The organism is Streptomyces sp. NBC_00287 (genome assembly GCF_036173105.1).
Classification (GTDB): domain Bacteria; phylum Actinomycetota; class Actinomycetes; order Streptomycetales; family Streptomycetaceae; genus Streptomyces.
Map to the genome: position 1 here is coordinate 1,626,768 of NZ_CP108053.1, position 24,762 is coordinate 1,651,529.

General features: G+C 71.8%; 16 protein-coding genes and 4 pseudogenes. 12 read left to right on the forward strand and 8 right to left on the reverse strand.

Annotated features, from left to right (window positions below; all coding sequences use genetic code 11):
* Positions 1-23: 23 nt before the first annotated feature.
* From OHT76_RS07365 to OHT76_RS07375, 3 genes are read right to left on the reverse strand one after another with little or no spacing between them, the layout of a single operon-like run.
* Complete coding sequence (locus OHT76_RS07365; RefSeq protein WP_328869941.1) at positions 24-419, reverse strand: DUF742 domain-containing protein; 396 nt, start codon at positions 417-419, stop codon at positions 24-26.
* 9 nt (positions 420-428) lie between these two features.
* Positions 429-866, reverse strand: coding sequence for a roadblock/LC7 domain-containing protein (locus tag OHT76_RS07370; protein ID WP_328869942.1), 438 nt, complete (start codon positions 864-866; stop codon positions 429-431).
* Entirely contained in the window at positions 863-3,712 is a 2,850-nt protein-coding gene (locus OHT76_RS07375; RefSeq protein WP_328876475.1) for a nitrate- and nitrite sensing domain-containing protein, read from the reverse strand. Before OHT76_RS07375 ends, OHT76_RS07370 begins: the two co-directional genes overlap by 4 nt.
* Before the next feature lie 420 nt (positions 3,713-4,132).
* Here OHT76_RS07375 and OHT76_RS07380 point away from each other — a divergent pair, with 420 nt between their 5' ends.
* A complete protein-coding gene (locus OHT76_RS07380; RefSeq protein ID WP_328876476.1) occupies positions 4,133-4,732 on the forward strand; it encodes a hypothetical protein in 600 nt (199 codons plus the stop codon).
* A 109-nt stretch (positions 4,733-4,841) separates the two neighbouring features.
* On the opposite strand, the pseudogene OHT76_RS07385 reads toward OHT76_RS07380, so the two are convergent.
* Positions 4,842-5,912 (reverse strand): annotated as a pseudogene (locus OHT76_RS07385) (NAD(P)/FAD-dependent oxidoreductase); the annotation flags it as partial.
* Here OHT76_RS07385 and OHT76_RS07390 point away from each other — a divergent pair.
* From OHT76_RS07390 to OHT76_RS07415, 6 genes and pseudogenes are all read left to right on the forward strand, one after another.
* Positions 5,906-6,385, forward strand: a pseudogene (locus OHT76_RS07390) (glycine cleavage T C-terminal barrel domain-containing protein); the annotation flags it as partial. The pseudogenes OHT76_RS07385 and OHT76_RS07390 overlap by 7 nt on opposite strands.
* Before the next feature lie 9 nt (positions 6,386-6,394).
* Positions 6,395-6,550, forward strand: coding sequence for a hypothetical protein (locus OHT76_RS07395; protein WP_328876768.1), 156 nt, complete (start codon positions 6,395-6,397; stop codon positions 6,548-6,550).
* 46 nt (positions 6,551-6,596) lie between these two features.
* Positions 6,597-7,723: pseudogene (locus OHT76_RS07400) on the forward strand (aromatic ring-hydroxylating oxygenase subunit alpha).
* Positions 7,704-9,173, forward strand: coding sequence for an aldehyde dehydrogenase family protein (locus OHT76_RS07405; RefSeq protein WP_328869943.1), 1,470 nt, complete (start codon positions 7,704-7,706; stop codon positions 9,171-9,173). Before OHT76_RS07400 ends, OHT76_RS07405 begins: the two are co-directional and overlap by 20 nt.
* Positions 9,174-9,253: 80 nt before the next feature.
* Positions 9,254-10,801, forward strand: coding sequence for an APC family permease (locus OHT76_RS07410; RefSeq protein WP_328869944.1), 1,548 nt, complete (start codon positions 9,254-9,256; stop codon positions 10,799-10,801).
* Positions 10,802-10,812: 11 nt separating this feature from the next.
* Positions 10,813-12,237 (forward strand): annotated as a pseudogene (locus OHT76_RS07415) (GMC family oxidoreductase); the annotation flags it as partial.
* A gap of 4 nt (positions 12,238-12,241) precedes the next feature.
* Here the strand turns inward: OHT76_RS07415 and OHT76_RS07420 are convergent.
* The 4 genes from OHT76_RS07420 to OHT76_RS07435 form a co-directional block, all read right to left on the reverse strand.
* Positions 12,242-16,975: a hypothetical protein gene (locus tag OHT76_RS07420; RefSeq protein WP_328869945.1), complete on the reverse strand. Its 4,734-nt coding sequence runs from the start codon at positions 16,973-16,975 to the stop codon at positions 12,242-12,244.
* Positions 16,976-17,012: 37 nt separating this feature from the next.
* Positions 17,013-17,903 (reverse strand): hypothetical protein, encoded by an 891-nt coding sequence (locus tag OHT76_RS07425; protein WP_328869946.1) that lies wholly within the window; start codon positions 17,901-17,903, stop codon positions 17,013-17,015.
* A 31-nt stretch (positions 17,904-17,934) separates the two neighbouring features.
* Positions 17,935-19,461 (reverse strand): hypothetical protein, encoded by a 1,527-nt coding sequence (locus tag OHT76_RS07430; protein WP_328869947.1) that lies wholly within the window; start codon positions 19,459-19,461, stop codon positions 17,935-17,937.
* A gap of 89 nt (positions 19,462-19,550) precedes the next feature.
* Positions 19,551-20,258, reverse strand: coding sequence for a GntR family transcriptional regulator (locus OHT76_RS07435; protein ID WP_328869948.1), 708 nt, complete (start codon positions 20,256-20,258; stop codon positions 19,551-19,553).
* A 132-nt stretch (positions 20,259-20,390) separates the two neighbouring features.
* Between OHT76_RS07435 and OHT76_RS07440 the strand changes: the two genes are divergently transcribed.
* The 5 genes from OHT76_RS07440 to OHT76_RS07460 are packed head-to-tail and all read left to right on the forward strand — an operon-like array spanning position 20,391 to position 24,756.
* Entirely contained in the window at positions 20,391-21,680 is a 1,290-nt protein-coding gene (locus OHT76_RS07440; RefSeq protein WP_328869949.1) for an MFS transporter, read from the forward strand.
* Positions 21,677-22,507, forward strand: coding sequence for a putative hydro-lyase (locus OHT76_RS07445; RefSeq protein WP_328869950.1), 831 nt, complete (start codon positions 21,677-21,679; stop codon positions 22,505-22,507). Before OHT76_RS07440 ends, OHT76_RS07445 begins: the two co-directional genes overlap by 4 nt.
* Positions 22,508-22,517: 10 nt before the next feature.
* Positions 22,518-23,276 carry a LamB/YcsF family protein gene (locus tag OHT76_RS07450; RefSeq protein ID WP_328869951.1) on the forward strand — a complete coding sequence of 253 codons (759 nt, stop codon included), beginning with the start codon at positions 22,518-22,520 and terminating at the stop codon, positions 23,274-23,276.
* Positions 23,273-23,890 carry a 5-oxoprolinase subunit PxpB gene (gene pxpB / locus OHT76_RS07455; RefSeq protein ID WP_328869952.1) on the forward strand — a complete coding sequence of 206 codons (618 nt, stop codon included), beginning with the start codon at positions 23,273-23,275 and terminating at the stop codon, positions 23,888-23,890. The genes OHT76_RS07450 and pxpB overlap by 4 nt, the downstream gene beginning before the upstream one ends.
* On the forward strand, positions 23,887-24,756 hold the full coding sequence (locus OHT76_RS07460; RefSeq protein WP_328869953.1) for a biotin-dependent carboxyltransferase family protein: 870 nt from the start codon (positions 23,887-23,889) through the stop codon (positions 24,754-24,756). The genes pxpB and OHT76_RS07460 overlap by 4 nt, the downstream gene beginning before the upstream one ends.
* The last annotated feature ends 6 nt before the right edge of the window (positions 24,757-24,762 follow it).

Consider the following 24,762-nt stretch of genomic DNA (forward strand, 5'->3'; position numbering starts at 1 on the left):
TCACTACCCCGCTTCCGCGCTGGTCACAGCGCCCGGAGGCCGTTGATCACGTCGCGCAGGATACTCTCGTCGACCAGCTCCGCCGGGGGAACCGGCCGGTTCACATGGACGAGTTCCCCGTCCACCAGGTCCCCGACGAGTACCCGTACCACTCCGATGGGAAGATCGAGTTCGGCGGCGAGTTCGGCGACCGACTGCGGGGCGTCACGGCACAGCTCGACGATGTCCACATGTTCCGGGGACAGGGTCGAGTCCGGTTCCGGATCGTCCGCGTGCGACTCCGTCACGACCACCGCGATGAGGTCGAGGCGGTGCTGGGCCGCGCTGGTGGTGCGGCCGCGCGTCATGGCGTACGGACGGACGACCGGTCCGGCCTCGTCGTCGAACCAGTGGCTGCTTCCCTGACCGTCTGCGCTCATGTCATCCCACTACCCGCCCGCGGGCAGATCGGTGCGCGGAGCGGTGCCCAGATGCACACCGACCCGCTTGACCAGAAGCGTCATCTCGTACGCGACCTGGCCGACGTCCGAGTCGGCATCCGAGAGAACGGCCAGGCAGCTGCCGTCGCCGGCGGCCGTCACGAACAGGAAGGCGTCGTCGAGCTCGACGACCGTCTGCCGCACACTGCCGGCCTCGAAGTGGCGGCCCACGCCCTTGGCGAGGCTGTGAAAGCCGGAGGCGACGGCGGCCAGGTGCTCGCTGTCCTCCCGGGTCAGATCCTTGGACGCACCCGTCGGCAGACCGTCGCCGGAGAGCACGATGGCCTTGCGGATGCTGGCGACGCGCTCCACCAGGTCGTCCAGGAGCCAGTTGAGCTCGCCGGACGCGGTGGTCGCGGTGTGGCCGGTCGCCTTCGGTGCGGTCATCGACCGTCCCCCTTTGTCGTTCCTCGTGGTGCTGTGCCGCTGTGGGCGTCGTCGCCCGCGGCGTTCTCATCGCGGCCGCGCTGCCAGCCGCGCTGGAGCGAGGCCATGCGGTTGCGTACCTCGTCGGCGTCCCGCTCGGGGGGCTCCGTGGGGCCCTCGGTCGGTCGAGCGGGATCCCGTTTGAGCTGTGGAGCCAGGTTGGCCTGGCGTACGCGCCGGGGCAGCGGTCCCGTACCGGAGCCGGTCTGCTGCGGTACGGGGGCCGGACGTCGGTCCGGTGTGCTCGGGTTACTGGACTCGATCTCGGCGCGTCGGGTGCGCCGGGGAAGCGCCGGGGGCTCCCCCGAGAGGTCCCGGCCCGTGGCCGACCCCGTGCCGGTCGGCTCGCCGACCGGGCCTGAGGTGCCGGGGCTGCGACGCAGGGGAGCATCTCCGCGCCGCCGGGCCGGCAGCGGTGCCGGGGCGTCCGGCTCGTGGCGGCTGACGCCCGCCGGGGGTTCCTGGGCCTCGTCGCGCCGGGGGCGCTGTTCAGTGACCGGGCGCCCGTGCGAACTGACCAGCTTGGGTGCCCCGCGCCGGGGCAGCGGCACCGCGGCGCCCAGGTGGTCCCCCGGGGAGCCATGGTCCGCAGCACCGGAGTCCGGCGCCTCGTGGCGAGCGGTGGTGGTGTCGTCCGCGCGGGCAAGGTGGGAGCGGCGCGGGCGGAACAGTCCGCCGCGCTCCGCGTCCTCCTCGTCCAGCCCGTCCGGGAAGTCGTCCAGGGCGTCCAGATCGACGGGCGCCTCCAGCTCGACCGGACCGTCCAGCAGCTGGGTGGGCAGGCCGGGCAGCTGTACAGGCACCTGGGCCAGCGCGGCCCGGCGGCTCTCCTCAAGCCGACGGGTCTCCTCCAACTCGGCCTCCTTGGAGGGGCCGGGCCGGTCCAGACGGAACCCGAGACCGTTGGTGTCCGGTACGTCGTCCGTCAGCAGGGCGTCGGGGATGAACACGACGGCGGTGGTGCCGCCGTACGGGGACGGCTGCAGGGAGACGCGGACGTTCTGGCGCTGGGCGAGTCGGCTGACCACGAAGAGACCGAGCCGGTCGGTGTCCGACAGTTCGAACTCCGGGGTTTCGGCAAGCCGGAGGTTGGCGTCCAGGAGCGCGTCGGCGGCCATGCCGAGCCCGCGGTCGTGGATCTCCAGGGTGAAGCCGTTGGCGACGCGTTCGCCGAGTACTTGGACGGCGGTGTGCGGCGGGGAGAACACCGTGGCGTTCTCCAGGAGTTCGGCCACGAGGTGGGTGAGGTCCGCGACCGCCGGGCCGGTGACGGCGACCCGGGGCAGCCGGCGGACCTCGATGCGCTCGTAGTCCTCGACCTCGGCGACGGCGGCCCGGACCACGTCCATGAGCTGGACGGGTTTGCGCCACTGCCGGGAGGGGGCGGCGCCGGAGAGGATCACCAGGCCCTCGGCGTGCCGGCGCATACGGGTGGTCAGGTGGTCGAGGCGGAACAGGTCGGCGAGTTCGTCGGTGTCCTCGGTCCGGCGTTCCATGGTGTCGAGGAGGGTGAGCTGCTTGTGGAGGAGTACCTGGCTGCGGCGGGCGAGGTTGACGAAGACCTCGGAGACGCCGGCGCGCAGCTCGGCCTGTTTGACGGCGGCCTCGACGGCGGCCCGCTGGAGGGTGTTGAGGGCCTGGCCGACCTCACCGATCTCGTTCTTGTCGTACTCCAGGCGCGGGACCTCGGTCTCCACGTCGACCTGTTCGCCCGTCGACAGGCGGCGCATCACGCTGGGCAGCCGGACGCCGGACGCCTCGTGGGCCTCCAGACGCAGCTGTCGCAGGTCGCGGATGAGGCTGCGGCCGATGCGCACCGACAGGAACAACGAGACCAGCAAGGCGACGAGACCGAGCACACCGGCGATGGCTGCCTTGGCGATGACGCCCATGGCGACCGGCCGGACGCGGTCCTGGTAGCGGTCGCCCGCCTGGTCGTTGAGTTCGGCGAGCTCTTCGAGCACATTGCCGGCCGCGGTGTCCCAGCTCTTCGCCGTGACGCCGCTGGGCGTGCCGGCACCGACCGAGACGGCGGACTCCTCGGCCACGCGCAGCGGGGCGCTGGCGGCGTTCTTCCAGAAGCGCGTGAAGCGGTCTCGTTCCCAAGAGGGCAGCAGGGGGAGGTTGACGTCGTAGATCAGGTTGCGCTGGGCGGCGTAGTCGGAGACGTCGCGGACCTCGTCGCGCGAGAGCTTGCCGACAATCAGGGCGGAACCGAGGAGAGCGTCCTCGCGGGAGAGCAGTTCCCGGGCGCGCGCGAGGTTGACCAGCGCGCGGTACTGCTTGTCCATCTCCACGTTGTCCACGACGTGGAGGTTGGCGAGCAGGACGTAACAGGGGTCGACCAGGCTGTTGTAGAGGTGGAGGGCCGTGGCCCGGTTGACGGTGCCGTCGTCGACGCTGCGGCGCAGGGAGGCGATGCCGTCGAAGGCGTCCAGAACGGCAGTGAGGCGCTCGTCGGTGCCCTGGCCCATCGCGTCGCGCACGTCGGGGTTCTTGGCGTTCCTGCGGATCTCGGCGACGGCTTCGTCGGTGGCGCTGCGGCTGCGCCTCAGGGCGGCGAGCCCGTCGGAGGCGCGCGGGTCGGCGAGGTGGACGAGTGTCTGACGGCGTTCCTGCTGGAGGACACGGACCGTGTCCTCGATGGGGTAGCCGATCTTCTCCACGACGGACGACACGTTGAACAGCTGTTGTGCCTCGCGACCCGTCAGTACCGTGGCGAAGCCCCAGATCGCGGTGAGGGACACCAGCGGCACGAGAAGCAACGCCACGATCTTCCGGCGGATGGACTTCCCGCGAAAGCGCATGGCCTCCCCCAGCTCGACCCCCACCGGCCGGGGGTACACATGTGCGTCAACAAACGGCGCGAGCCTACTACCGACGCACACGTAACTCGAAGAGCCGTCCGGAAGCTGAACGTCCGCACCGGGGGCGAGACATGGGGAGTTGTCCGGTCATTGGGGGAGATTGCCTCCCGGATTCCGGCGCCGGCCGGTCGCACCGGTCCTGCTCGTCCGCAATGTCAATTGGCCGGAATTTTTCCCTCGTTGGGAATCTTCGGGCGATCTCGTTCGTCCTTCTCTATGGGAAACGGGGGCGGAATCGGCCACAGGAGCCGCATCTCGCCTCCCGGCGGCGTAAAACAGCGCAAGCCGGGCAGCCACTGGGGAGCCGGGTCTTCGGACACGGGAGCGAGCGGTCTGCTGGCGGTGGGGAGTGACACGGTGATGGGCACGGCGGAGCGGCGCGAGGCGCCCGACGACGGCGGTACGGCGGTGCGCTTGACGGTGCGCCAGGGCCCACAGGCGCCGGATCGCGACATTCCGGCGGACCGGGGTGAGGTTCTGACCGGCGCGGGCGAGAAGGCGGCGGCGTACGCGCAGGTCACCGGGTCCGATGAGAGGAGCGAGCGGGACGAGGGTCAAGAACAGGCGCTCTATCGCCCGTTGTGGGTCGAGGAGCCGGCGCGGCGGCGCCGGATGCCCGATCCGGTGCGTACGGCGGCGGTGCGGGCGGTGTTGATCATCGCTGTGACGCTGATACAGGCGATGGTGGCCTTCCTGTGCACGTTGGCCGGCTCATGGCTGGCGTTCCCGATGGTGCTGAGCAGCGTGGCCAGCACGGTGGTCGCGACCTGGGGAGCAGTAGACGTCTGGGTGACCCGTCAGGTGTGGAATCAGCGCAACGGCGTGGTCTCGACGCCGGCCAGCACGGCGCGGGCGCTGCGGCGGGAGCGGCGCAGGGCGCGGCGCCAGGCGAAGGCGACAGGGCGCGCCCAGGAGCGGATACCCGGGCGGGGTGGCGCGGGACAGCTGTCGCACTCCTGAGACGGGGCGTCGGCCCACGCCGAGTTCCGGGGCAGTCGGCCAACCGGCCCTCAGCCGACCCCCGGTCCTCCAGTCGGTCCTCGGCCGCCCTACGTCGGCCGCTGTCTCCTCAGGAGACCCCCGACCCCACCCGCCTCTCCCCTCGCCCGAGTTCCCGACGCACCTGCATAGAGGGGCGCGGTCTGTCCACCGAGAGCACGGCGGTCGTGCGACCGTCGCTCTCATACACGGCGAGGAGGCCACCCTCGGCCGGCGTGCCGTCGGTCAGACCGCCCTCGGTGAGGCGGACTGTGTCACCGTCCCGGCGGCGGCCTGCGAACTGGATGCGGGCGCCGTACTGGTCGGACCAGAAGTAGGGCAGGGACCGCACTGTCTGGGAGGTGCGCCCGGCGAGGAGGTTGGCGACGGCGACGCGGGGCTGTTCCGTCGCGGAGGTCCAGTGCTCGGCGCGGCTGCCGCCGACGCGGGCCACATCGCCGACGGCGACCACCTGGGGAAGGGCCGTCATACAGCCGTCGTCGCACTGGACACCGTCGTTCAGGGTGAGCGAGGAGCCCGCCAGCCAGGCGGTGTTGGGGGTGGCGCCGATGCCGACGATCACGACGTCGGCCGGGAGGGTACGGCCGTCGGCGAGTGCCACGCCGGTCACGGCGACCGTGCCGAGCAGCCCGGCCACGCCGGTGCCGGTGACCAGGTCGACCCCGCCCCGGCGGTGCAGGGCGGCGCACACGGCGGCCATCTCGGCGCCGAGCTGGCGTACGAGCGGCAGCGGGGCGGCTTCGACCACGGTGACCGTGTGGCCGAGGGCGGCGCACGAGGACGCGGTCTCGGCGCCGATGAAGCCGCCGCCGATGACGACGACCCGGCGCGGGCCTTGGGTGAGTTCCTCGCGCAGGGCGCGGGCGTCGTCGAGGGTCCGCAGCGTGTGGACGCCGGCGAGTTCGTCGCCCGGGAGGCGGCGGGCCGAAGCGCCGGTGGCGATGACGACGCCGTCGGTGGACACGGTGCGGCCGTCGTCCAGCAGGACGGTGCGGCCACGGGCATCGAGGCCCCGGGCGCGGGTGCCGAGGAGCCACTCGGCGTCGAGTTCGGCGGTCTCCTCGGCGTCGGTGAGGGCGAGTTGGTCCTCGTCGGCCCGGCCGGTGAGGAAGTCCTTGGAGAGGGGAGGTCGGTCTCTGGGACACCCTCTGGGAGGCAGGCCGTGACCTCGGGGTGATCGCCGCCGGCCGCTCGGCCTTCAACTCCCTGCGCCTGGAGAAGGGTTACCGGGCCTGGGGCGTCGACATGACCGACGAGCACGACCCGTACGAGGCGGGCGTCGGATTCGCGGTGCGGATGGACAAGGACGGTTTCGTGGGCCAGGAGGCGCTCCAGAACCGCCCCGCCCCCACCCGCCGCCTCACCCCGCTCCTCCTCGACGACCCCGGTGCCGTCGTCCTCGGCAAGGAGCCTGTCTACGTCGCCGGCGCCCCGGCCGGTTACGTGACCAGCGCCTCGTACGGCTACACACTGGGCCGCTGCATCGCGTACACGTGGCTGCCCATGCTCGGCACCGGCACCGCCGTCCACATCGAGTACTTCGGCGAGAAGGTGCCGGCCACGGTCGCCGAAGAGCCGCTCTTCGACCCGAAGATGACCCGCATCCGCCGATAGGAGACGCGCGTGTCCCCGACCTACGACGTGATCGTCCGCGTCCTCGACCTGGAGAAGTTCGGCCCGGTCCACAACCGCGGCTCCAGCCACGGCGGTTCACTCTCCCGTCGCGGCTTCAAGTTCGTGCCCGTGGTCGGGGAGATCCTCGCCGCCGCGCCCGCCTGAGCAGCATGCTCGTCCCTCCCGAGGAGCACACGTGACGACGACCCCCATGCCCCCGAGCCTCATCGCGACGCTGCCGGGCCACTACCACACCGACCCCGACCTCTTCCGGCAGGAGCAGGAGCACATCTTCGAGTCGATGTGGTTCTGCGCCGTCCGCAGCGCGGATCTCGACAAGCCGGGCGCGTTCCGCACGGTCCAGGTGGGCCGCGAGAATGTGTTGATCACCCGTACTCGCAAGGGTGGACTGCGCGCCTTCCTCAACGTATGCGTCATCGTGGAGCGCGACTGTGCATGGAGGACTCAGGCGAGGTCCGGCGCAACATCCAGTGTCCATATCATGCTTGGACGTACGATCTTGACGGCACATTGATCGCCGCGCCCAACTTGATCAAGATGCCGGACATTGACCGCGTCCAGTACGGATTGATCAATGTAGCCCTGCGCGAATGGCTCGGCTACGTCTGGGTGTGCCTCGCCGACGAACCCCCCTCCTTCGAGGAGACCGTGCTGGGCGCCGCCGTCGAACGGCTCGGCGACGCCGCCGCGATCGAGCACTACGGCACCGAGAAGCTCGCCCTCGGCCGGCGCATCACCTACGACGTGAAGGCGAACTGGAAGCTGATCGTCGAGAACTTCATGGAGTGCTATCACTGCGGGACGATCCACCCCGAACTGACCGACGTCCTCCCGGAGTTCGCCGACGGCTACGCGGCCCAGTTCTACGTCGGCCACGGCGCCGAGTTCGGCGCGGAGATCAAGGGCTTCACCGTCGACGGCAGCGAGGGCTTCGCGAAACTGCCGGACGTGAGCGAGGACCAGAACCGCCGCTACTACGCGATCACGGTCAAGCCGACGGTCTTCGTCAATCTCGTACCGGACCATGTGATCCTGCACCGCATGTTCCCGCTGGCCGAGGACCGCACGGTCGTCGAGTGCGACTGGCTGTACGCGCACGAGGTCGTCGAGTCGGGGGCCGATGTGTCGAAGTCGGTGGAGCTGTTCCACCGGGTCAACGCACAGGACTTTGAAGCCTGTGAGCGGACACAGCCGGCAATGGCGTCCCGTGCGTACCGCGCGGGTGGTGTGCTGGTCCCCAACGAGCATCACATCGGGATCTTCCACGCGTGGGTCCTCGACAAGCTGGGAGGCGGCCATGCCGGACCTGTTCATTGACGGCGAGTGGCGGGGCGCGCTGGACGAGCGCACCCGCGAGATCCGTTGTCCGGCCGACGGCTCCTTGGTCGGGGTGGTGGACGAGGCGGGCGGCAAGGACACGGTGGAGGCGATCGGCGCCGCCCGCCGCGCTTTCGACACGGGCCCCTGGCCCAGGACCGCACCGCAGGAGCGCGGCGACCTGCTGCTGCGCGTCGCCGACCTCCTCGTAGGCGACAAGGAGTCGATCGCCCGCGCGGAGTCGCTCGACACCGGCAAACGGCTCGTGGAGAGCGAGTACGACGTCGACGACGTGGCCAACTGCTTCCGCTACTTCGGACGGTTCGTGGCAAGCGAGGCGAGCGGGCGGGTCGTCGACACCGGCACCCGCGACATCGACAGCCGGGTGGTGTACGAGCCGGTCGGCGTCTGCGGGTTGATCACACCCTGGAACTACCCATTGCTGCAGACGGCCTGGAAGGTGGCCCCCGCGCTCGCGGCAGGCAACACCTTCGTCCTGAAGCCGAGCGAGCTGACCCCGCACACCGCGATCCACCTCATGCGGCTGCTGGACGAGGCCGGGCTGCCGTCGGGCACCGCCAATCTGGTCCTCGGCGCAGGGCCCGAGGCGGGCGCTCCGCTCGGCGACCACCCGGACGTCGACCTCGTCTCCTTCACCGGCGGTCTGCACACCGGACGGCGGCTGATGGCGGCCGCGGCCGGCACCGTGAAGAAGGTCGCGCTCGAACTCGGCGGCAAGAACCCCAACATCGTCTTCGCCGACGCCGACTTCGACACCGCCGTCGACATGGCCCTGACCGCCGTGTTCCTGCACTCCGGGCAGGTCTGCTCGGCGGGGGCACGGCTCCTCGTGGAGGACTCGCTGCACGACCGGTTCGTCGACGAGGTCGTACGGCGTGCCGCCGACATCAGGCTCGGCGGACCCTTCGACGAACGGGCGCAGACCGGACCGCTGATCTCGGCGGCCCACCGTTCCAAGGTCGAGGCGTATGTGGCCAAGGGGCTCGCGGAGGGCGCGGTACTGCGCTGCGGCGGCATCCGCCCCACCGGTCCCGGGCTCGACGAGGGCTTCTACTACCCGCCCACGGTGCTCGACGAGTGCGCCGCCGGGATGTCGTTGGTCCGGGAGGAGTCGTTCGGGCCGGTGCTCACGGTGGAGCGGTTCACCGGCGAGGACGAGGCCGTACGACTGGCCAACGACACCATCTACGGCCTCGCCGGCGCCGTATGGACGCGCGACGAGGGCAAAGCCGCGCGGGTCGCGGCCGCGCTGCGGATCGGCACGGTCTGGATCAACGACTACCACCCCTACGTCCCCCAGGCCGAGTGGGGCGGCTTCAAGCAGTCCGGATTCGGGCGCGAACTCGGCCCCTCCGGACTCGCCGAGTACCGCGAGACCAAACACATCTGGCGCAACACCAGCCCCACACCCCAGGGATGGTTCACCTGATCTCCGGGTAGCAGCACGCAACACTCGGCACCCGCACGAGCCGCTCCCTCCCCTCCCTCAGGCCCACCAGGAGTCCGCTCATGACCACGACCCACTCACCGAGAGATACCGACGACGCCGAACTCGCCGAGTTCGGCTACAAACCCGAACTCAAGCGCACCCTCGGCAACTTCCACACCTTCGCCGCCGGCATCAGCTACATCTCGATCCTGACCGGCACCTTCCAGCTCTTCTACTTCGGCTACGGCAGTGGCGGCCCCGCCTACTGGTGGTCGTGGCCCATGGTGTTCGGCGGCCAGTTCATGGTCGCCCTGTGCTTCGCGGAGCTGGCGGCCCGCTATCCCGTCGCGGGGTCCGTCTACAACTGGTCGAAGAAGATAGGCAATCCGCACCTGGGCTGGCTCGCCGGGTGGATGATGTTGATCGCGTCCATAGTGTCCATCGCGGCCGTGGCGCTGGCCTACCAGCTGACGCTGCCGCAGATCTCCGACGTGTTCCAGTTCGTGGGCGACGGCACCGGCAAGTACGACGTGGCGACCAACGCGGTCATCCTGGCCGCGGTGTTGATCCTGTTCACCACCGTGGTGAACGCCTTCGGCGTCAAGCTGATGGCCACGATCAACACGGCGGGCGTGTTCATCGAGTTGATCGCCACAGTTGTATTGATCGTCCTGTTCGCCGTCCACATCACCCGCGGCCCGCAGGTGGTCATGGAGACCAACGGCACGGGCGCGGGTTACGGCGCCGGATACCTCGGCGCGTTCCTGGTCGCCTCGCTGGCGTCGGCGTACGTCATGTACGGCTTCGACACGGCCGCTTCGCTCGGCGAGGAGTCCCTCGACCCCACCCGGAACGCGCCGCGCGCCATCATCCGGGCGATCGTCGCCTCTTTCGTCCTCGGCGGACTGATCCTGCTGCTGGCCCTGATGAGCGTCTCCAGCCTCAAGGGCGAGCAACTCTCCACGGACGGACTGCAGTACATCGTGCTGGACGTGCTCGGCTCGACGGCCGGCAAGGCGATGCTGTGGTGTGTGCTGATCGCGGTCACCGTCTGCGCGCTTGCGGTCCACACGGCCGCGGTGCGGCTGGCGTTCGCGATGGCCCGGGACAACAATCTGCCCGCGTCGAAGAAGCTGGCCAAGTGCCACCCGCGGTTCCAGACGCCGGTACTGCCGACCGTGATCATCGGGATCCTGGCGCTGGCGATCCTGGTGGTCAACATCCGTCAGCCGCAGATCTTCACGGTCGTCACCAGCATCGGCATCATCATGATCTACCTCGCCTACCTGGGCGTCACCGGCCCGATGCTGGTGGCGCGGCTGCGCGGCAAGTGGCAGCCCGCGGGCGACGGCCGCTTCTCGTTGGGCCGTTGGGGACTGCTCGTCAATGTGCTGGCCGTGCTGTGGGGCCTCGGCATGACGATCAACCTGATCTGGCCGCGGGCCTCCGTCTACAACGCCTCTGCCCCCTTCCACTGGTACCTCCAGTGGGGCGCGGTCCTGTTCGTCGGGGTCATCGCGGGCGGCGGCTTCGCCTACTACTGGTTCGTGCAGCGGCACCGCACCGGCGTTCTCGAAGAGCACCGGCTGGACTCCGACACCGCCGCTCCGGCTGCCGTAGTGGACTGAGGGAGGTCACCTTGAGCATCGATGAGTTCGACTACGTCGTGGTCGGCGGCGGCACCGCGGGCAATGTCGTAGCGGCCCATCTGTCGGAGGATCCGTCGGTCACGGTGTGCGTCCTGGAGGCCGGACCGAGTGACGTCGGTGACGAAGACGTCCTCAAACTGGAGCGCTGGATGGGCCTGTTGGAGTCCGGCTACGACTGGGACTACCCGGTCGAACCGCAGGCCAGCGGCAACAGCTTCATGCGCCACGCCCGCGCGAAAGTGCTCGGCGGCTGCTCCTCGCACAACTCCTGCATCGCCTTCTGGGGCCCCGGCCGAGGACCTGGACGACTGGGCGTCGGGCGGCTGTAGGGGCTGGAGCGCGGCCGACCTCTTCCCGCTCTACCGGCGCCTGGAGAACAACGACGCCCCCGGCGACCACCACGGCCGCACCGGCCCGGTGAAACGGCGCACGCTCAAGAGCGAGGACCCGTGCGGTACGGCCCTGTTGGAGGCGTGCGCGCAGGAGGGCATACCGACGACGGCCTTCAACACCGGCAAGACGGTGGTCCGGGGCGCCAAAACTGGTTCCAGATCAACTCCGACGAGAACAACATCCGTCAGTCGTCGTCCGTGGCGTATCTCCACCCGGTCATGGACAAACGGCCGAACCTGGAGATCCGTACGGGAGTCAGGGCCAAGAAGCTGGTGCTGGAGGGGCGCCGGTGCGTCGGCGCCGAGTACCTCGACCCCGATCTGATCCACACCCGGACGGTACGCGCCCGGCGCGAGGTCATCGTCTCCTGCGGCGCGATCGACTCCCCCAAGCTGCTGATGCTGTCGGGCATCGGACCGGCCGAGCAACTGCGCGAGGTCGGCGTCGAGGTGGTGGTGGACGCGGCCGGTGTCGGCGAGAACCTCCAGGACCACCCCGAGGGCGTCATCATGTGGGAGGCCCGGCAGCCCATGACCACCACGTCCAGCCAGTGGTGGGAGGCGGGCATCTTCTACGACACCGAACCGGGCCTGGACCGACCCGACCTGATGTTCCACTACGGCTCCGTGCCGTTCGACATGAACACGGCCCGACACGGCTACCCCACCTCCGAGAACGCGTTCTGCCTCACTCCGAACGTCACCCGGGCGAAGTCACGGGGCACGGTCCGACTCCGGACCCGCGACTTCCGGGACAAGCCGAAGGCGGATCCGCGGTACTTCACGCACGAGCACGATGTACGGGTGATGACGTACGGCCTGAAGCTGGCCCGCCGCCCAGCCGCGCAGCCCGCGCTGAGCGGCTGGGCGGGCGCCGAGCTGGCCTCCGGCCCGGACGTCCGGTCCGACGAAGAGCTCCTGGACTACATCCACAAGACCCACAACACCGTCTACCACCCGTCCTGCACGGTGAAGATCGGCGCGGACGACGACCCCACGGCCCCGCTCGACGCGCGGCTGCGGCCCCTTAAGCCTGCTGGGCCGGCGGCCGCTTGAACATCCGAGTCGCCGTGATCTCACTGTGCGCCTCCTCCGCCTGGGCCTGCTGGGGCAGTCCCGGGCGGAGGTGTTCCTCCACGCTGATGTACTTCAGGCCCGCTCTCAGGTCGGCGTCGTTGCGCAACCGGATGACCAGCGGGAACTCGGCGAGCGCGGTGGTGTCGAACAGGCCGGTGGTGTACAGGAGCTGGACACCGAGGGCGTCGGACACCGCGCGCTGGAGCTCCAGCAGGTAGGTCGCGTTGGCGCGGCCGATGGGGTTGTCCAGGAACAGCGTGCCGGCGTGGCGGTGCTTGTCCCGGCCCCGGTCGTTCGAGCGCAGGGCCGCCATCGTGCAGTACAGCGCGATGGCCGCCGTAAGGAGCTGCCCGCCGGAGAACACGTCACCCATCTGCCCGACGGGCACGCGCTCCGCGCGCAGTACCGCGTCCGGCTTGAGGATCTCGACGGCGATGCCCTTGGGCTGGAGCGCGGCGCCGACGCCCCGCAGCAGCAGGGACATTCCGTCCCGCCGCATGTCGGAGTTCTTCTTCACCGCCGCGCGCGTGGCCTCGTCGATGACCTCACCGAGCCGCTCGGTGAGCGTGGCCTGGTCGGGCTCTTCGAAGCGGATGCGCAGGAACTCCTGCCCGGACCACTCGCCCAGCCCCTCGGGCAGCCGCGACAGCCGCTGCGCGGACCTCAGCGTCGCCAGCGCCGACTCCACCAGCCCCCGCAGCCGGTCCACGATCGAGTCGCGGTTGCGCTCCAACTGCTCCAACTCGTCGGTGAGGACCCGCAGTCGGGGCGCGAAGGCGTCCGCCCACTTCTGCGCGTGCTCGGGCAGCGCGGCGGCGGGCAGTTCACGGATCTGCTGCCGCGCGGGGGTGCGCACCTGCTCGTACCGCGTGGAGTTGGCATGCCGCACGAGCACATCGCTCGCCTCGCGTACGGCGGCCTCGGCGGCGGACAGGTCGGCGGCGCAGCCGCGCAGAGACCGGCGGGCCTCGGCGGCGGAGTGCCGGGCCTCGTCCAGGCTGCCGGGGTACGGCTCGGGCTCCTCCTGGTCCTCCTCGACGGTGTGCTCGCGCAGCAGGTCGCGGAGCATCGCGGCGATCTCGTCGAAGCCGCCGGCCGCGTCCTCGGCGGCGCGGTGGGCCTCCAGCAGCTCGGCGTGCGCCTCCCTGGCCTGCCCCAACGCCTCGGTGCGCGAGGCGAGTTCGGCGGTGGCCGTGCGCAGCAGCGCCTGGGCGTGCTCGGCGTCGCGCGGCTGGAGTTCCTCGGCCAGCTCGGTGTGCGCCTCGCCGTCCTCGGGCGCGAGCCGCTCGGCCTCGCCGCGCAGCCGCCCGAGCTGCTCGCTCGCGGTCGACATCCGGGTCTCCAGGAGCTGAACGTGCTCCTCCGCGCGGGCGACGGCGGCCTGCCGGGACGGCCCGTCGGAGCCGTCGGGCGACTGAAGCATCTGCTCCGCGCGCGTACGGACCTTGTTGCTCAGCCGGTCCAGCTCCGCGCGCGCCGCGCTCTCGTCGCTCTCCGCCCGCGCCTGCTCGGCCCGTAGATCGGCACCGACGCCGACCTTCTCGTAGACCTGCGAGGCGGCCCGATAGGCCTCGCGCAGGGCGGGCAGCGACGTCTTCGGGTCGTCCGCGTCGGTCTCCGGTACGTCGTCGGGGGCGCCGGCGATCTCGGCGCGCTCGGCGCGCAGGGCGCGCGCGGTGCGGCGGGCGTCGTCGGCTCCGCGCTGGGCGGCGCGCCGGTCCTCGTCGGCGGCGCGGGCGCGCTCGAGGCAGACCTGGGCGCGGGCCTCCGACTCGGTGGCCTCGTCGGCGAGTTCGCGCAGCTTGGCCTGCCAGCCGGCCCGCTCGCGCAGCCGGAAGGCGAGTCCGGCGAGGGCGTCGGCGGCCCGCCGGGCCTTCTGCGCCCCCTCCTGCCGCTCGTCGCGCACCTGGGCGGCCTCGGCCGCGGCCTCGTCGGCCTCGGCACGCACCGTCCGCGCCTCGGCGAGCTCGGCCTCGGACTCCTCGGCGAAGGCGCGCGCCTCCCGGGCGGCCTCGGCCAGCTCCACCAGGCGTCCGGCCGGGCAGCCGGTGCGCCAGGAGGCGAGCCGCGCGGCCAGCTCCCGGTCCTTGCCGAGCCGGGCGGCGAGGGTGCGGATCTCCTCGTCCCGCTCGGTCGCCCGCGCGCGCAGCGCCTGCCGCTCTTCGTCGGCGGCGTGCTCGTCGTGCATGGCGGGGTTCGGCGGTACGAGGAAGACGTCGCCGTTCGGCGCATCGGTGCCCGGCGTCGGGGCGAGCAGGGCGGCTGCCGTGCCGACGGCCACGGCGGACCGGGGCAGCAGTGCCGCGTCGCTCAGCGCCTCGCGGGCACGCGCGTGTGTGTCGGGGTCGGTGATGATGACGCCGTCGACGAGTTCGGGCCGGGCGGCCAGCACGCGCGCGTGGTCGGCGGGGTCGACGGCCTGGGCGAGGTAGCGCCAGCCGGGCAGCGCGGGGATGCCGTGCTCGCCGAGGAACTCCACGGTGGCCAGCACGTCCGGTCCCGGCGGCAGCAGTCCGCCGTCGCCGAGGGCGCCGAGGATCCGGGAGTCGTCGGCCGCGGCCGTCCGCAGCTCGAAGAGCTGCCGCTCGGCGGAGGAGACGGTGTCGTCGAGAAGTTCCCGCAGCTCGTCGGCGAAGCGGTCGAGTTCCTCGGGTGTGAGCGTGCCGTCAGGGGCGAGGCGTGGGGCCCGGGCGGCGACGGGTCCTCCGGAGCCGGTCGTACGGCCGCGCGAGGCTGTGTCGGCGTCGGCGTGCGGGCCATTGCTGCCCGCCGGCGCCCCGGACACGGCGTCCCTCCCGGCTCGGGGCCCGGGCAGGCCCGCCCGCTCCCCGCCAGGGGCGCCCGGCAGGCTCAGCAGCTCGGCCAGCCGCCCTTCTCCCGCCAGCCCCTCGGCGAGACGGCGCTCGGCCTCATAGGCACGCTCGGTGGCGGTCGCGGCGTCGGCCGCGCGGGCCGCGGTGAGTTCCGCGCGGGACTCAGCCGAGGCCGCCTCGCGCGCGTGCTCCGACGCCCGCCGGGAGGCCTCCCGCGCGATGTCCCAGGCGGCGACGGCGCTTTTCTCGGCGTCGCTCGCGGCGAGGGCCGCGCGGGCCGGGTCGGCGTCGGGGGCGCTGTCGTCGAGCCAGCCGGCGCGCACGGCCTCGGCGGTCTCCTGCTCGACCTCGGCCAGCCGCTGCTTGAGGTGACCGATCTCGCTGCGGGCGCGCTGTGCCTCGGTGGCGGCGGAGGTGGAGTCCCGGTGGGCGGCCTCGCCGACCTCCTGGAGCGCGGCGGACCGCTCCTCCCCCTCGTTGGCGAGGGCCTCGGCGCTCTCCGCGGCCGCGTGCAGCGCCCGTACGAGATCGACGGCGGCCTTCGCGCGGGCGGCGAGGGCGGGGGCCGCGTCCCGCTCGGCCTCCTGGATCGCGGCGGCCACGCGCGCGACCCGGTCGGCGGCGGCACGGTGCCGCAGTACGGCCTCGGCGGCCTGCCAGGCGGAGTGCAGCGTGCGCGCCTCGGCGAGCTCGCGCTTCTGCGCGGCCGCCGACTTCTCGGCCGCGGCGAGGGCCAGCGAGGCGTGCCGGTAGGCGAGTTCGGCCGCGATCGACGCACTGCGCTCCCGCCCCGCCTCGGCGTGCGTAACCGCGTACGCGGCCGCGGTCACCCGCTGAGCGAGGTCCTCGGCGCGCACCCGCTCCTGGACCCCGCGCGCGGACAGCCGCCGCGCCAGGGTCCGGGTCCGCCGCTCGGCCCCGGCGTGGATGTCCCGCGCGCGCGAGCGCGCCTCGGCCGCCTCCACGATCCGCCCGAGCAGATCGACGGACCCGGCGGTGAAGTCCCGCTCGGCGATCAGCTCGGCGCGCCGACCGAGCTTGTTACCGAACCCGCTGACCAGGTCGGCGAGCCCGTCGGTGTCCCGGGTGTCGGTGACCGCGCGCAGCAGCAGGTCGGTGAAGTCGGAGTCCTTCTTCACCGCGAACAGGCCGGCGGCCTCACCCTCGTCGGCGTTCATCTCCCGCTGGTAGCGGAAGAGCTCTGGGTCCAGACCGAGGTCGCCGAGGTGCTCGATCCACCGGTCGTGGATGTCCTCCCAGTGCACCTCCAGGTGCGGGTAGGCCTTGCCCGCCTCGGTGAGGGCGTCCCGGAAGCCCTTCATGGTGCGGCGGCGGCCCTGCGCGCCGGACGCGCCCTCGACGGGCGGCCGTACGGTCGTGGACTCGGCCACCGGCAGGTTGTCCAGCGAGAGCCCGGGCCCGGGCCGGAAGGAGTACCAGGCCTCGGCGAACTTCCGCGGGTCGTTGGAGACCTGCCGCCCGCGCCACTCGCTCACCTTGCCGACCACGACGCACTCGCCGGTCAGCGTGTGCTGCCACTCCAGGGCGACATGTCCGCAGTCGTCGGCGAGCAGGAACTTGCGCAGCACACCGGAGCTGGCGCCACCGAGCGTGTTCCGGTGGCCCGGCAGCATCACCGAGAAGATCAGCTTGAGCAGCACCGACTTGCCGCCGCCGTTCTCCAGGAACAGCACTCCGGCGGGCGCGGGCCGGCGCGGCGGGCCGACGGGCTCCTCCTCGAAGAACTCCGCCTGGGCGGGCGCGGGATCGGGCACGGGCTCGCCCACGCCCCGCAGGTCAAGCACGGTGTCGGCGTAGCGCGCACCGGCGGGACCGATGGAGTAGAGGCGGACCCGGGACAGCTCGTACATGGCGGACTCTCGTAAGTCTTCGGCAGATCGGGGAAGTTCAGGACTGGGCGGGCGCGTGGAACGGCAGTCCGGCGTCGGCCACCAGGTCCAGGTCGTCGCTCTCCTCGGGCGGCAGCAGCGTCGCCGTGCCGTCGGTCACCGGGACGACGCCCAGCTCCAGCAGCTCGGCCATCGCGGCGCTGCCCGCCATGTCGCGCACCTGGAGCTGGTAGCGGGCCGTCGTGCGGTACGTACCGCCGTTGTCGTCACCCGTGCGCTGGAGGAACCCGGAGTCGGTGAGGAAGGCGACGGCCTTGCCGACGATGCCGGTGGTGGACCCGGCGAGTCTGCGGGCGTCCTTGGTGGCGCCGGTGGCGGTGCGTCTGGCCCAGATCCGCCAGGCGGCCTCCAGACCGGGTGCGTCGCTGGCCGGGTCGGTGTTCTCGCCCTGCTCCTCGGCCCGCTCCTCAAGGCGCCGACAGGCCTGCCGTACGAAGGCGTCGACGCCGTTGACGGAGACGCGCCCGATGTAGCCGTCGTCGGCGAGGTCCTCGGGCCGTGGGAACGCCAGGGCGGCGACGGCGAGGTGGGCGAGGCCGTGCAGGAAGCGGTCGCCGGAGTCGGCGGAGGTCCGCCGGGCGTAGTCGCCCATGCGGACGGCGAACACCGAGTCCTCGGCGGCGGTGACGGCCATGCCCGCGCGCGGGGACACCTCCAGCACCACGAGCCCGAGCCCGGCGGCGACGGCGTCCGCGAGCCGTGCGAAGGGCGGGTCCTCCCGGTAGCGCCGCAGCAGCTCGGTGTACTCCTGGTCCCGCGCGGGCTGAAGCTTCGGCTGGAGCCCGAAGGCGACGAGCCGTGCGGCGTCGGCGGCGTCGGCGGGCGTGACGGCGGCACTCGCGGAGGGGGCAGCGGCCTCCGGCTCACTCCACTCGACGTGCTCGGTCACGGTTGGGCTCCTTGCTGTGCTGTCACTCGACTCATGCTGCTTCCGTCCTGTCCGCCGCCATCCCCGCGGCGTCCAGCAGGGCCGTACCGACGATCAGATCCGCCCCGCCGAACTCCGGATCATCCAGCTCGGTCCCGTCGTCCACGGCGAACAACAGCTTCTGCTCGCCCTGCCGATAGGCGGTTCCGACGGCCGGACTGGCCGCGTGGACGGCCAACAGGGCCACCAGATAGGGTAGATCGGGATCCGACCGCCGTGCCTGCGCGAGCAAACCGGAGAGCCGTCTTGGCGCGTCCGCCGGCAGATCCAGCAGTTCCATCGCTGCGGCGAGCTGCTCCTCGCTGAACCGGCTGTCGTCCGGCGTGGCGATCAGATCCGGCTCGGGCATCTCCGCCCCGAGATGCTCGCGCTCCACGGGCGGCGTCAGCAGTATGTCGACCAGGTCCCCGACCCGCACGGACACCGGCGTACGCAACCCCGTCCCGCGCCCGAAGAACGCGTCCGTGACCCGGACCGCCTGCTCGACGGGCAGCGGCAGCACGGGCGCGACGAGATGGCCGTAGAGGTCTATGCCCGACGTCGTCATCGGCGTGGCGAAGGCCTGTCGGTCCTGTTCCGCGCGGAACAGCGGACCGGCCTCCAGCAGTCGCGACTGCAACTGGGTGTGCCGTCGGATGCAGTCCTTGACGATGTCGACGAGCTCGGCGGCGCGGCGCTTGTGCTCGGGGTCCTCGGACTCGTCGCGTGCCTTGCGGATGTTGGTCAGGATCGCGTTCTCGTGGCGGTACCGGTCGGCCACGTGGTCCAGTGCCTCGGCGATCATGTCGGGCACCGTCTGGAGCCAGTCCACCGCGCGGACGTTGCGCCGGGTCGCGTCCAGGGCCCTGCGCAGGGTCTCCGAGTACTGCACGGTCCGGTAGCGGGCCTGCTCGGCGGCGAGCTGCGCGTCGGCGAGGCGGCCCCGGCTGATCAGCACCTCCAGCTTGACCTCGGCGGCGATCTGGGCGCTGGTGACATCGGTGTCCAGCGCACCGACGAGGACATTGACCGCTTCGTCCGTCGTGCGGAGGTACACCGTGCCGCCGGGGCCCGGTACCTCCTCGATCAGCTTGAAGTCGTAGTCGCGGCGGACATAGCTGCCATCAGGGGCGAAAGTCCCGTAAACGGCACGGAATCCCCGGTCGACGCTGCCGACGTTGATCAGGTTCTCCAGCACCCAGCGGGCCACGCGCTCGTGCTCGGCGACGGGCCGCCGCGGGGCCTGGGCGGCGATGCGCGGGATGAGCCGGGCGACTATCTGGTCGTGGTCTGCGCCCGTGTCGAAGTCCATGTTCAGGGTGACCAGATCGATGGCGGCGAGCGCCACCTCCGCCATGCCGTACACCGAGTACTCGCCGGCCAGATTGGCCTTGCGCGCGTCCAGGTCGTGCAGCGGAGCGGTGCAGGCGAGCGCGCGCAGACGCCGCGCCAGGCCCTCGTCGGCGGCCGGGCCCAACGCGGGGCGCGGCCCCGCGCTGAGCTGGGGCGGAACGCTGTCCGTCGATGCAGGCGAAGTCACGGTGCACAGACTAGGTCCTAGGTCTGACAACGACCCAAACGACTCAGAAGCGACGGCCGTCGCAACCGCACGACAGACCGCGTGAGACCTCAGCCGAGCCCGGCTCCGTCCTCCCCCACCCGGCGCCGGTAGACCTCCACCACCCGCCGCAGCGAGTCGTCGAGATACACCGCGAGCAACCGCTCCGCCTTGTCCCGGTCCCCGCCCTGGAGAGCCTGGAGGATCTCCAGGTTCCGGACCAGATACGGCTCGTGCAGCCGCCGCGGATCGTCCACCACATGGAAGGCGAGGCGCAGTTCGGCGAAGACGCTGCGCATCAGCTCGTCGGTGCGGTCGCTGCCCGCCAGGGCCACCAGCTCCCGGTGGAAGTGGATATTGGCCGTACCCACTCCGTTCCAGTCACCTTCGCGCGCCGCCCGCTGCCCCTCGCCGACGGCTTCGTCGAGATCGTCCAGGGCGTACGGCGGCTCCCCGAGCCCTCGGACGACGGCGCACTCGACGAGGCTCCGGGTGCGGTAGATGTCCTCGACGTCCTCGACGGTCAGGACCCGGACGAAGACGCCCCGGTTCAGCTCGTGGACCAGCAGGCGCTCGTGGGTGAGCAGGCGGAACGCCTCGCGCAGCGTGTTGCGGGAGACGCCGAGGGCGCCTCCGATGCTGTCCTCCGACAGACGCGTGCCGGGCGGGAAGTACCCCTCGGCGATCCGGGTCCTGAGGATGTCCGAGACCCGCTCGGCGGTGCTGGTGCGGCCCAGGAGGGCACGGTCGTCGGCCAGACCCGTCAGCTGCTCTGCCATGCCCGGAATTCAATCGCAGATACAAGAACGAAACAACGTGGGTATTGAGGGATCGTTCAACGATCCTCTACCTTGCTACGCACGGCACGGCTCAGTCCCCAGCACCCTTCGTCCTCCCTCTGCGAGGTGCACATGAGCACGACCCCACCCACCGCCGACGCCCGTCCCACCACTGCCCAACAAGCCGACGACGAAGGCGCGTTGGGCTGGCTGCGCGCCCTGGGCCCGCGGGGCCGCCGCGCCTTCGGCGGCGCCTTCGGCGGCTATGCCCTGGACTCCTACGACTACTTCACGCTGCCGCTGAGCATGGTGGCGCTGGCCGCGTACTTCGGCCTGGACAGCGGCCAGACGGGCCTGTTCACCACCGTCACGCTCGTGGTCTCCGCGGTCGGCGGCGCCCTCGCGGGCGTGGTCGCGGACCGGATCGGCCGGGTCAAGGCGCTGATGATCACCGTCATCACGTACGCGGTCTTCACCGTCGCCTGCGGCTTCGCGCCCAACTACGAGACCCTGCTGGTCTTCCGCGCCCTCCAGGGCCTCGGCTTCGGCGGCGAGTGGGCGGTCGGCGCGATCCTGGTCGCCGAGTACGCGAGCGCCAAGCACCGGGGCCGCACCCTCGGCGCGATCCAGAGTTCCTGGGCCGTGGGCTGGGCGCTGGCCGCGATCATGTACACGCTGGTGTTCTCGCTGCTCGACGACGACCTGGCCTGGCGCGTGATGTTCTGGACCGGCGCGCTGCCCGCGCTGCTCGTGGTCTGGATGCGCCGCCGCGTGCACGACGCGCCCCAGGCGGTGGCCGTACGCGAGCACAGCGCCGAGAAGGGCTCGTTCACGGCCATCTTCAAACCGGGCCTGCTGCGCACGACGGTGTTCGCCGTGCTGCTCTCCACCGGAGTCCAAGGCGGGTACTACACCCTGGCCACATGGGTGCCGACGTACCTGAAGACCGAGCGCGACCTCTCGGTCGTCGGCACGGGCGGCTATCTGACCTTCCTGATCTCGGGCGCCTTCCTCGGCTATCTGACCGGCGGCTATCTCACCGACCGGCTGGGCCGCCGCCGCAACATCTGGCTGTTCGCCGTGCTGTCGGCGGTCTGCATCCTGGCGTACGCGAACATCCCGAGCGGCGCCAACACCCTGCTGCTGGTGCTGGGCTTCCCGCTCGGGTTCTGCATGTCGGCGATCTTCAGCGGCTTCGGGTCCTTCCTGAGCGAGCTCTATCCGACGGCGGTACGCGGCACCGGACAGGGCTTCACGTACAACACGGGCCGAGCGGTGGGCGCCGTCTTCCCGACGACGGTCGGCTTCCTGGCCGACAGCTGGGGCGTGGGCGGCGCGCTGGTCTTCGGTGCGATCGGCTACGGCCTGGCCGCGCTGGCGCTGTTCGGGCTGCCGGAGACGCGCGGGAAGGAGCTCGTGTGAACCGCACGGGCGACCACCCCTTGGTTCTCGTCGACGAGCACGCGCACGCGTGGCGGCCGGCGGACGCCCGCACCCGCTTCCGCGCGGGGCTCACGGGCCCCACCGCCGGAGTCTCCGCGGGGCACACCCAGGTCAATCTGATCTCGGTGCCCGCCGATTGGGCGTACGACATGCTGCTGTTCTGCCAGCGCAACCCCAAGCCGTGTCCCGTGCTCGACGTCACGGACGCCGGATCGCACACCACCGTCCTCGCCGAGGGCGCCGATCTGCGCACCGATCTGCCGCGCTACCGGGTATGGCAGGACGGCGAGTTGGTGGCCGAGCCAACGGATGTGCACGCGTACTGGCGGGACGATCTGGTGTCGTTCCTGATCGGGTGCAGCTTCACCTTCGAGTGGGCGCTGACCGAGGCGGGTGTCCCGATCCGCCATATCGAGCAGGGCCGGAACGTCCCGATGTATGTGACGGACCGTCAGTGCCGCTCCGCGGGGCGGCTGCACGGCCCCATGGTGGTGTCGATGCGCCCGGTGCCGCCGGAGCATCTGGCGGCGGCGATCCGGGAGAGCAGTCTGCTCCCGGCGGTGCACGGCAGCCCTGTGCACTGCGGCGATCCCTCGGTGCTCGGCATCGACGACCTCGGGCGCCCCGACTTCGGGGACCCGGTGGAGATCGCGCCCGACGACATCCCGGTGTTCTGGGCCTGCGGTGTTACCCCGCAGGCGGCCGTGACGGCGTCCCGCCCGCCGTTCGCCCTCACCCACGCGCCGGGCCAGATGTTCCTCACCGACGCCCGCGACGAGCAGTACCGCGTACTGACCGCCGCCTGACAGGAGACCCATGACCCCGATCGATCTGAACGCCGACCTCGGCGAGGGCTTCGGCCGCTGGCGCCTCACCGACGACGAGAGCCTGCTGTCCGTCGTCACCAGCGCCAATGTGGCCTGCGGGTTCCACGCCGGGGACGCGGCCACCATGCGGCGGGTGTGCGACCTCGCGGCCGCGCGCGGGGTACGGATCGGGGCCCAGGTCTCCTACCGGGACCTGGCGGGTTTCGGGCGCCGCGCGATGGACGTGCCGTCCGCGGAGCTCACGGCCGAGGTGGCGTACCAGATCGGCGCGCTGGAGGTCTTCGCCCGCGCGGCCGGCACGCGCGTGTCGTACGTCAAGCCGCACGGCGCGCTCTACAACCGCGCGGTGCACGACGAGGAGCAGGCGGGCGCGGTCGTCGACGGAGTGCTCCTCGCCGACGCCACGCTCCCCGTGCTCGGGCTGCCCGGCTCCCGACTGCTGGAGCTGGCCGCCAAGGCGGGGCTGCCGACGGTCACGGAGGCGTTCGCGGACCGCGCCTACACCGACGACGGCACCCTCGTCCCGCGCGACCAGGCGCGCGCCGTCGTCACCGACCCGGACGCCGTCGTGGCCCGCTCCGTCGCCATGGCCCGCTTCGGCGAGGTCGAGGCCCACTCCGGGGCCCGCATCCAGGTGCGCGCCCGCTCTCTGTGCCTGCACGGCGACACACCCGGCGCGGTGGACCTCGCCCGCCGGGTCCGCGAGCAGCTCCGGCGCTCGGGGGTCCGGGTGGAGGCCTTCGCATGAGGGCGCTGCGCGTCGGCGGTGACGCCCTCCTCGTCGAGGTGTCCTCGGGCGAGCAGGCCCGGGCGCTCCACGCGGAGCTGCTGCGCCGCCGCGCGGAGGGCTCACTGTCCGTCCGCGAAATCGTCCCGGCCGCCCGAACGGTCCTGCTCGACGGTGTCGCGGACCCGGCCCGGCTGGCGTCCGAACTCACCGCCGCCGAGGTGCCGGACGCGCCTCCGCGCGCGCGTGAGGTCGTCGAAGTCCCGGTGCGTTACGACGGCCCGGACCTGGCGGACGTCGCCGCGCACTGGGGGGTGTCCGCGGAGGAGGTGGCCCGCATCCACGCGGACACGGAATTCACCGTCGCCTTCTGCGGATTCGCCCCAGGCTTCGGCTACCTCACCGGTCTGCCGCCGCGCTACGACGTACCGCGCCGGGACACCCCGCGCACGGCCGTCCCGGCAGGGTCGGTCGCCCTCGCCGGCCCGTACACGGGTGTCTACCCCCGCTCGTCACCGGGCGGCTGGCAGCTGATCGGCACCACGGACGCGGTGCTGTGGGACCACGCGCGCGTGCCGGCCGCGCTGCTGGCACCGGGCACGCGCGTGCGCTTCATCACGAAGGGGCGCCCATGACGGACCGCGCCCTGGCCGTCGTCCGCGCGGGGGCCCTCACCACCGTCCAGGACACCGGCCGCCCCGGCCACGCCCACCTCGGCGTGCCCCGCTCCGGTGCGCTCGACGCGCCCGCGGCGGCCCTGGTCAACCGCCTGGTGGGCAACCCGCCCGAGGCGGCGGTCCTGGAGACCACGCTCAACGGCGTTGCCGTACGCCCGCGTTCGACGGTCACGGCGGCAGTCGGCGGAGCCCCCTGTGCGGTCACGGTCGACGGCCGCCCGGTGGCCTGGGGCGCCCCGGTGCGCGTCCCCGCCGGGGCCGTACTGGACATCGGCCCCGCAGTCGCAGGCGTCCGCAGCTATGTGGCCGTCTCCGGCGGCATCACCGTGGACCCGATCCTCGGCAGCCGTGCCACAGACCTGCTGTCGGGCCTCGGCCCCCCACCCCTGACGGACGGCACGGTTCTGCCCCTGGGACACCCGATCAACCTCCACGCGCGTGTGGACGTGGCCCCCCAACCCGCCCCGCCCGACGAACTGGTCCTCCATGTGACCCTGGGCCCCCGTGACGACTGGTTCACAGCGGAGGCCGTACGAATCTTCACCTCCCGCACCTACCGCGTGTCCCCCGCGAGCAACCGCATCGGCCTGCGCACCGAGGGCCCCGCGCTGGAGCGAGCGATCACCGGCGAACTCCCCAGCGAGGGCATGGTGCTGGGCGCGATTCAGGTCCCCCCGGACGGCAGACCGGTGGTGTTCCTGGCGGACCACCCGACCACCGGGGGCTACCCGGTGATCGCGGTGGTCCAGGCCCAGGACCTACCGGCGGTGGCCCAGGCGGTGCCAGGAACCCAGGTCCGCTTCATAACCGTACGGGCACGGTGACCCCGG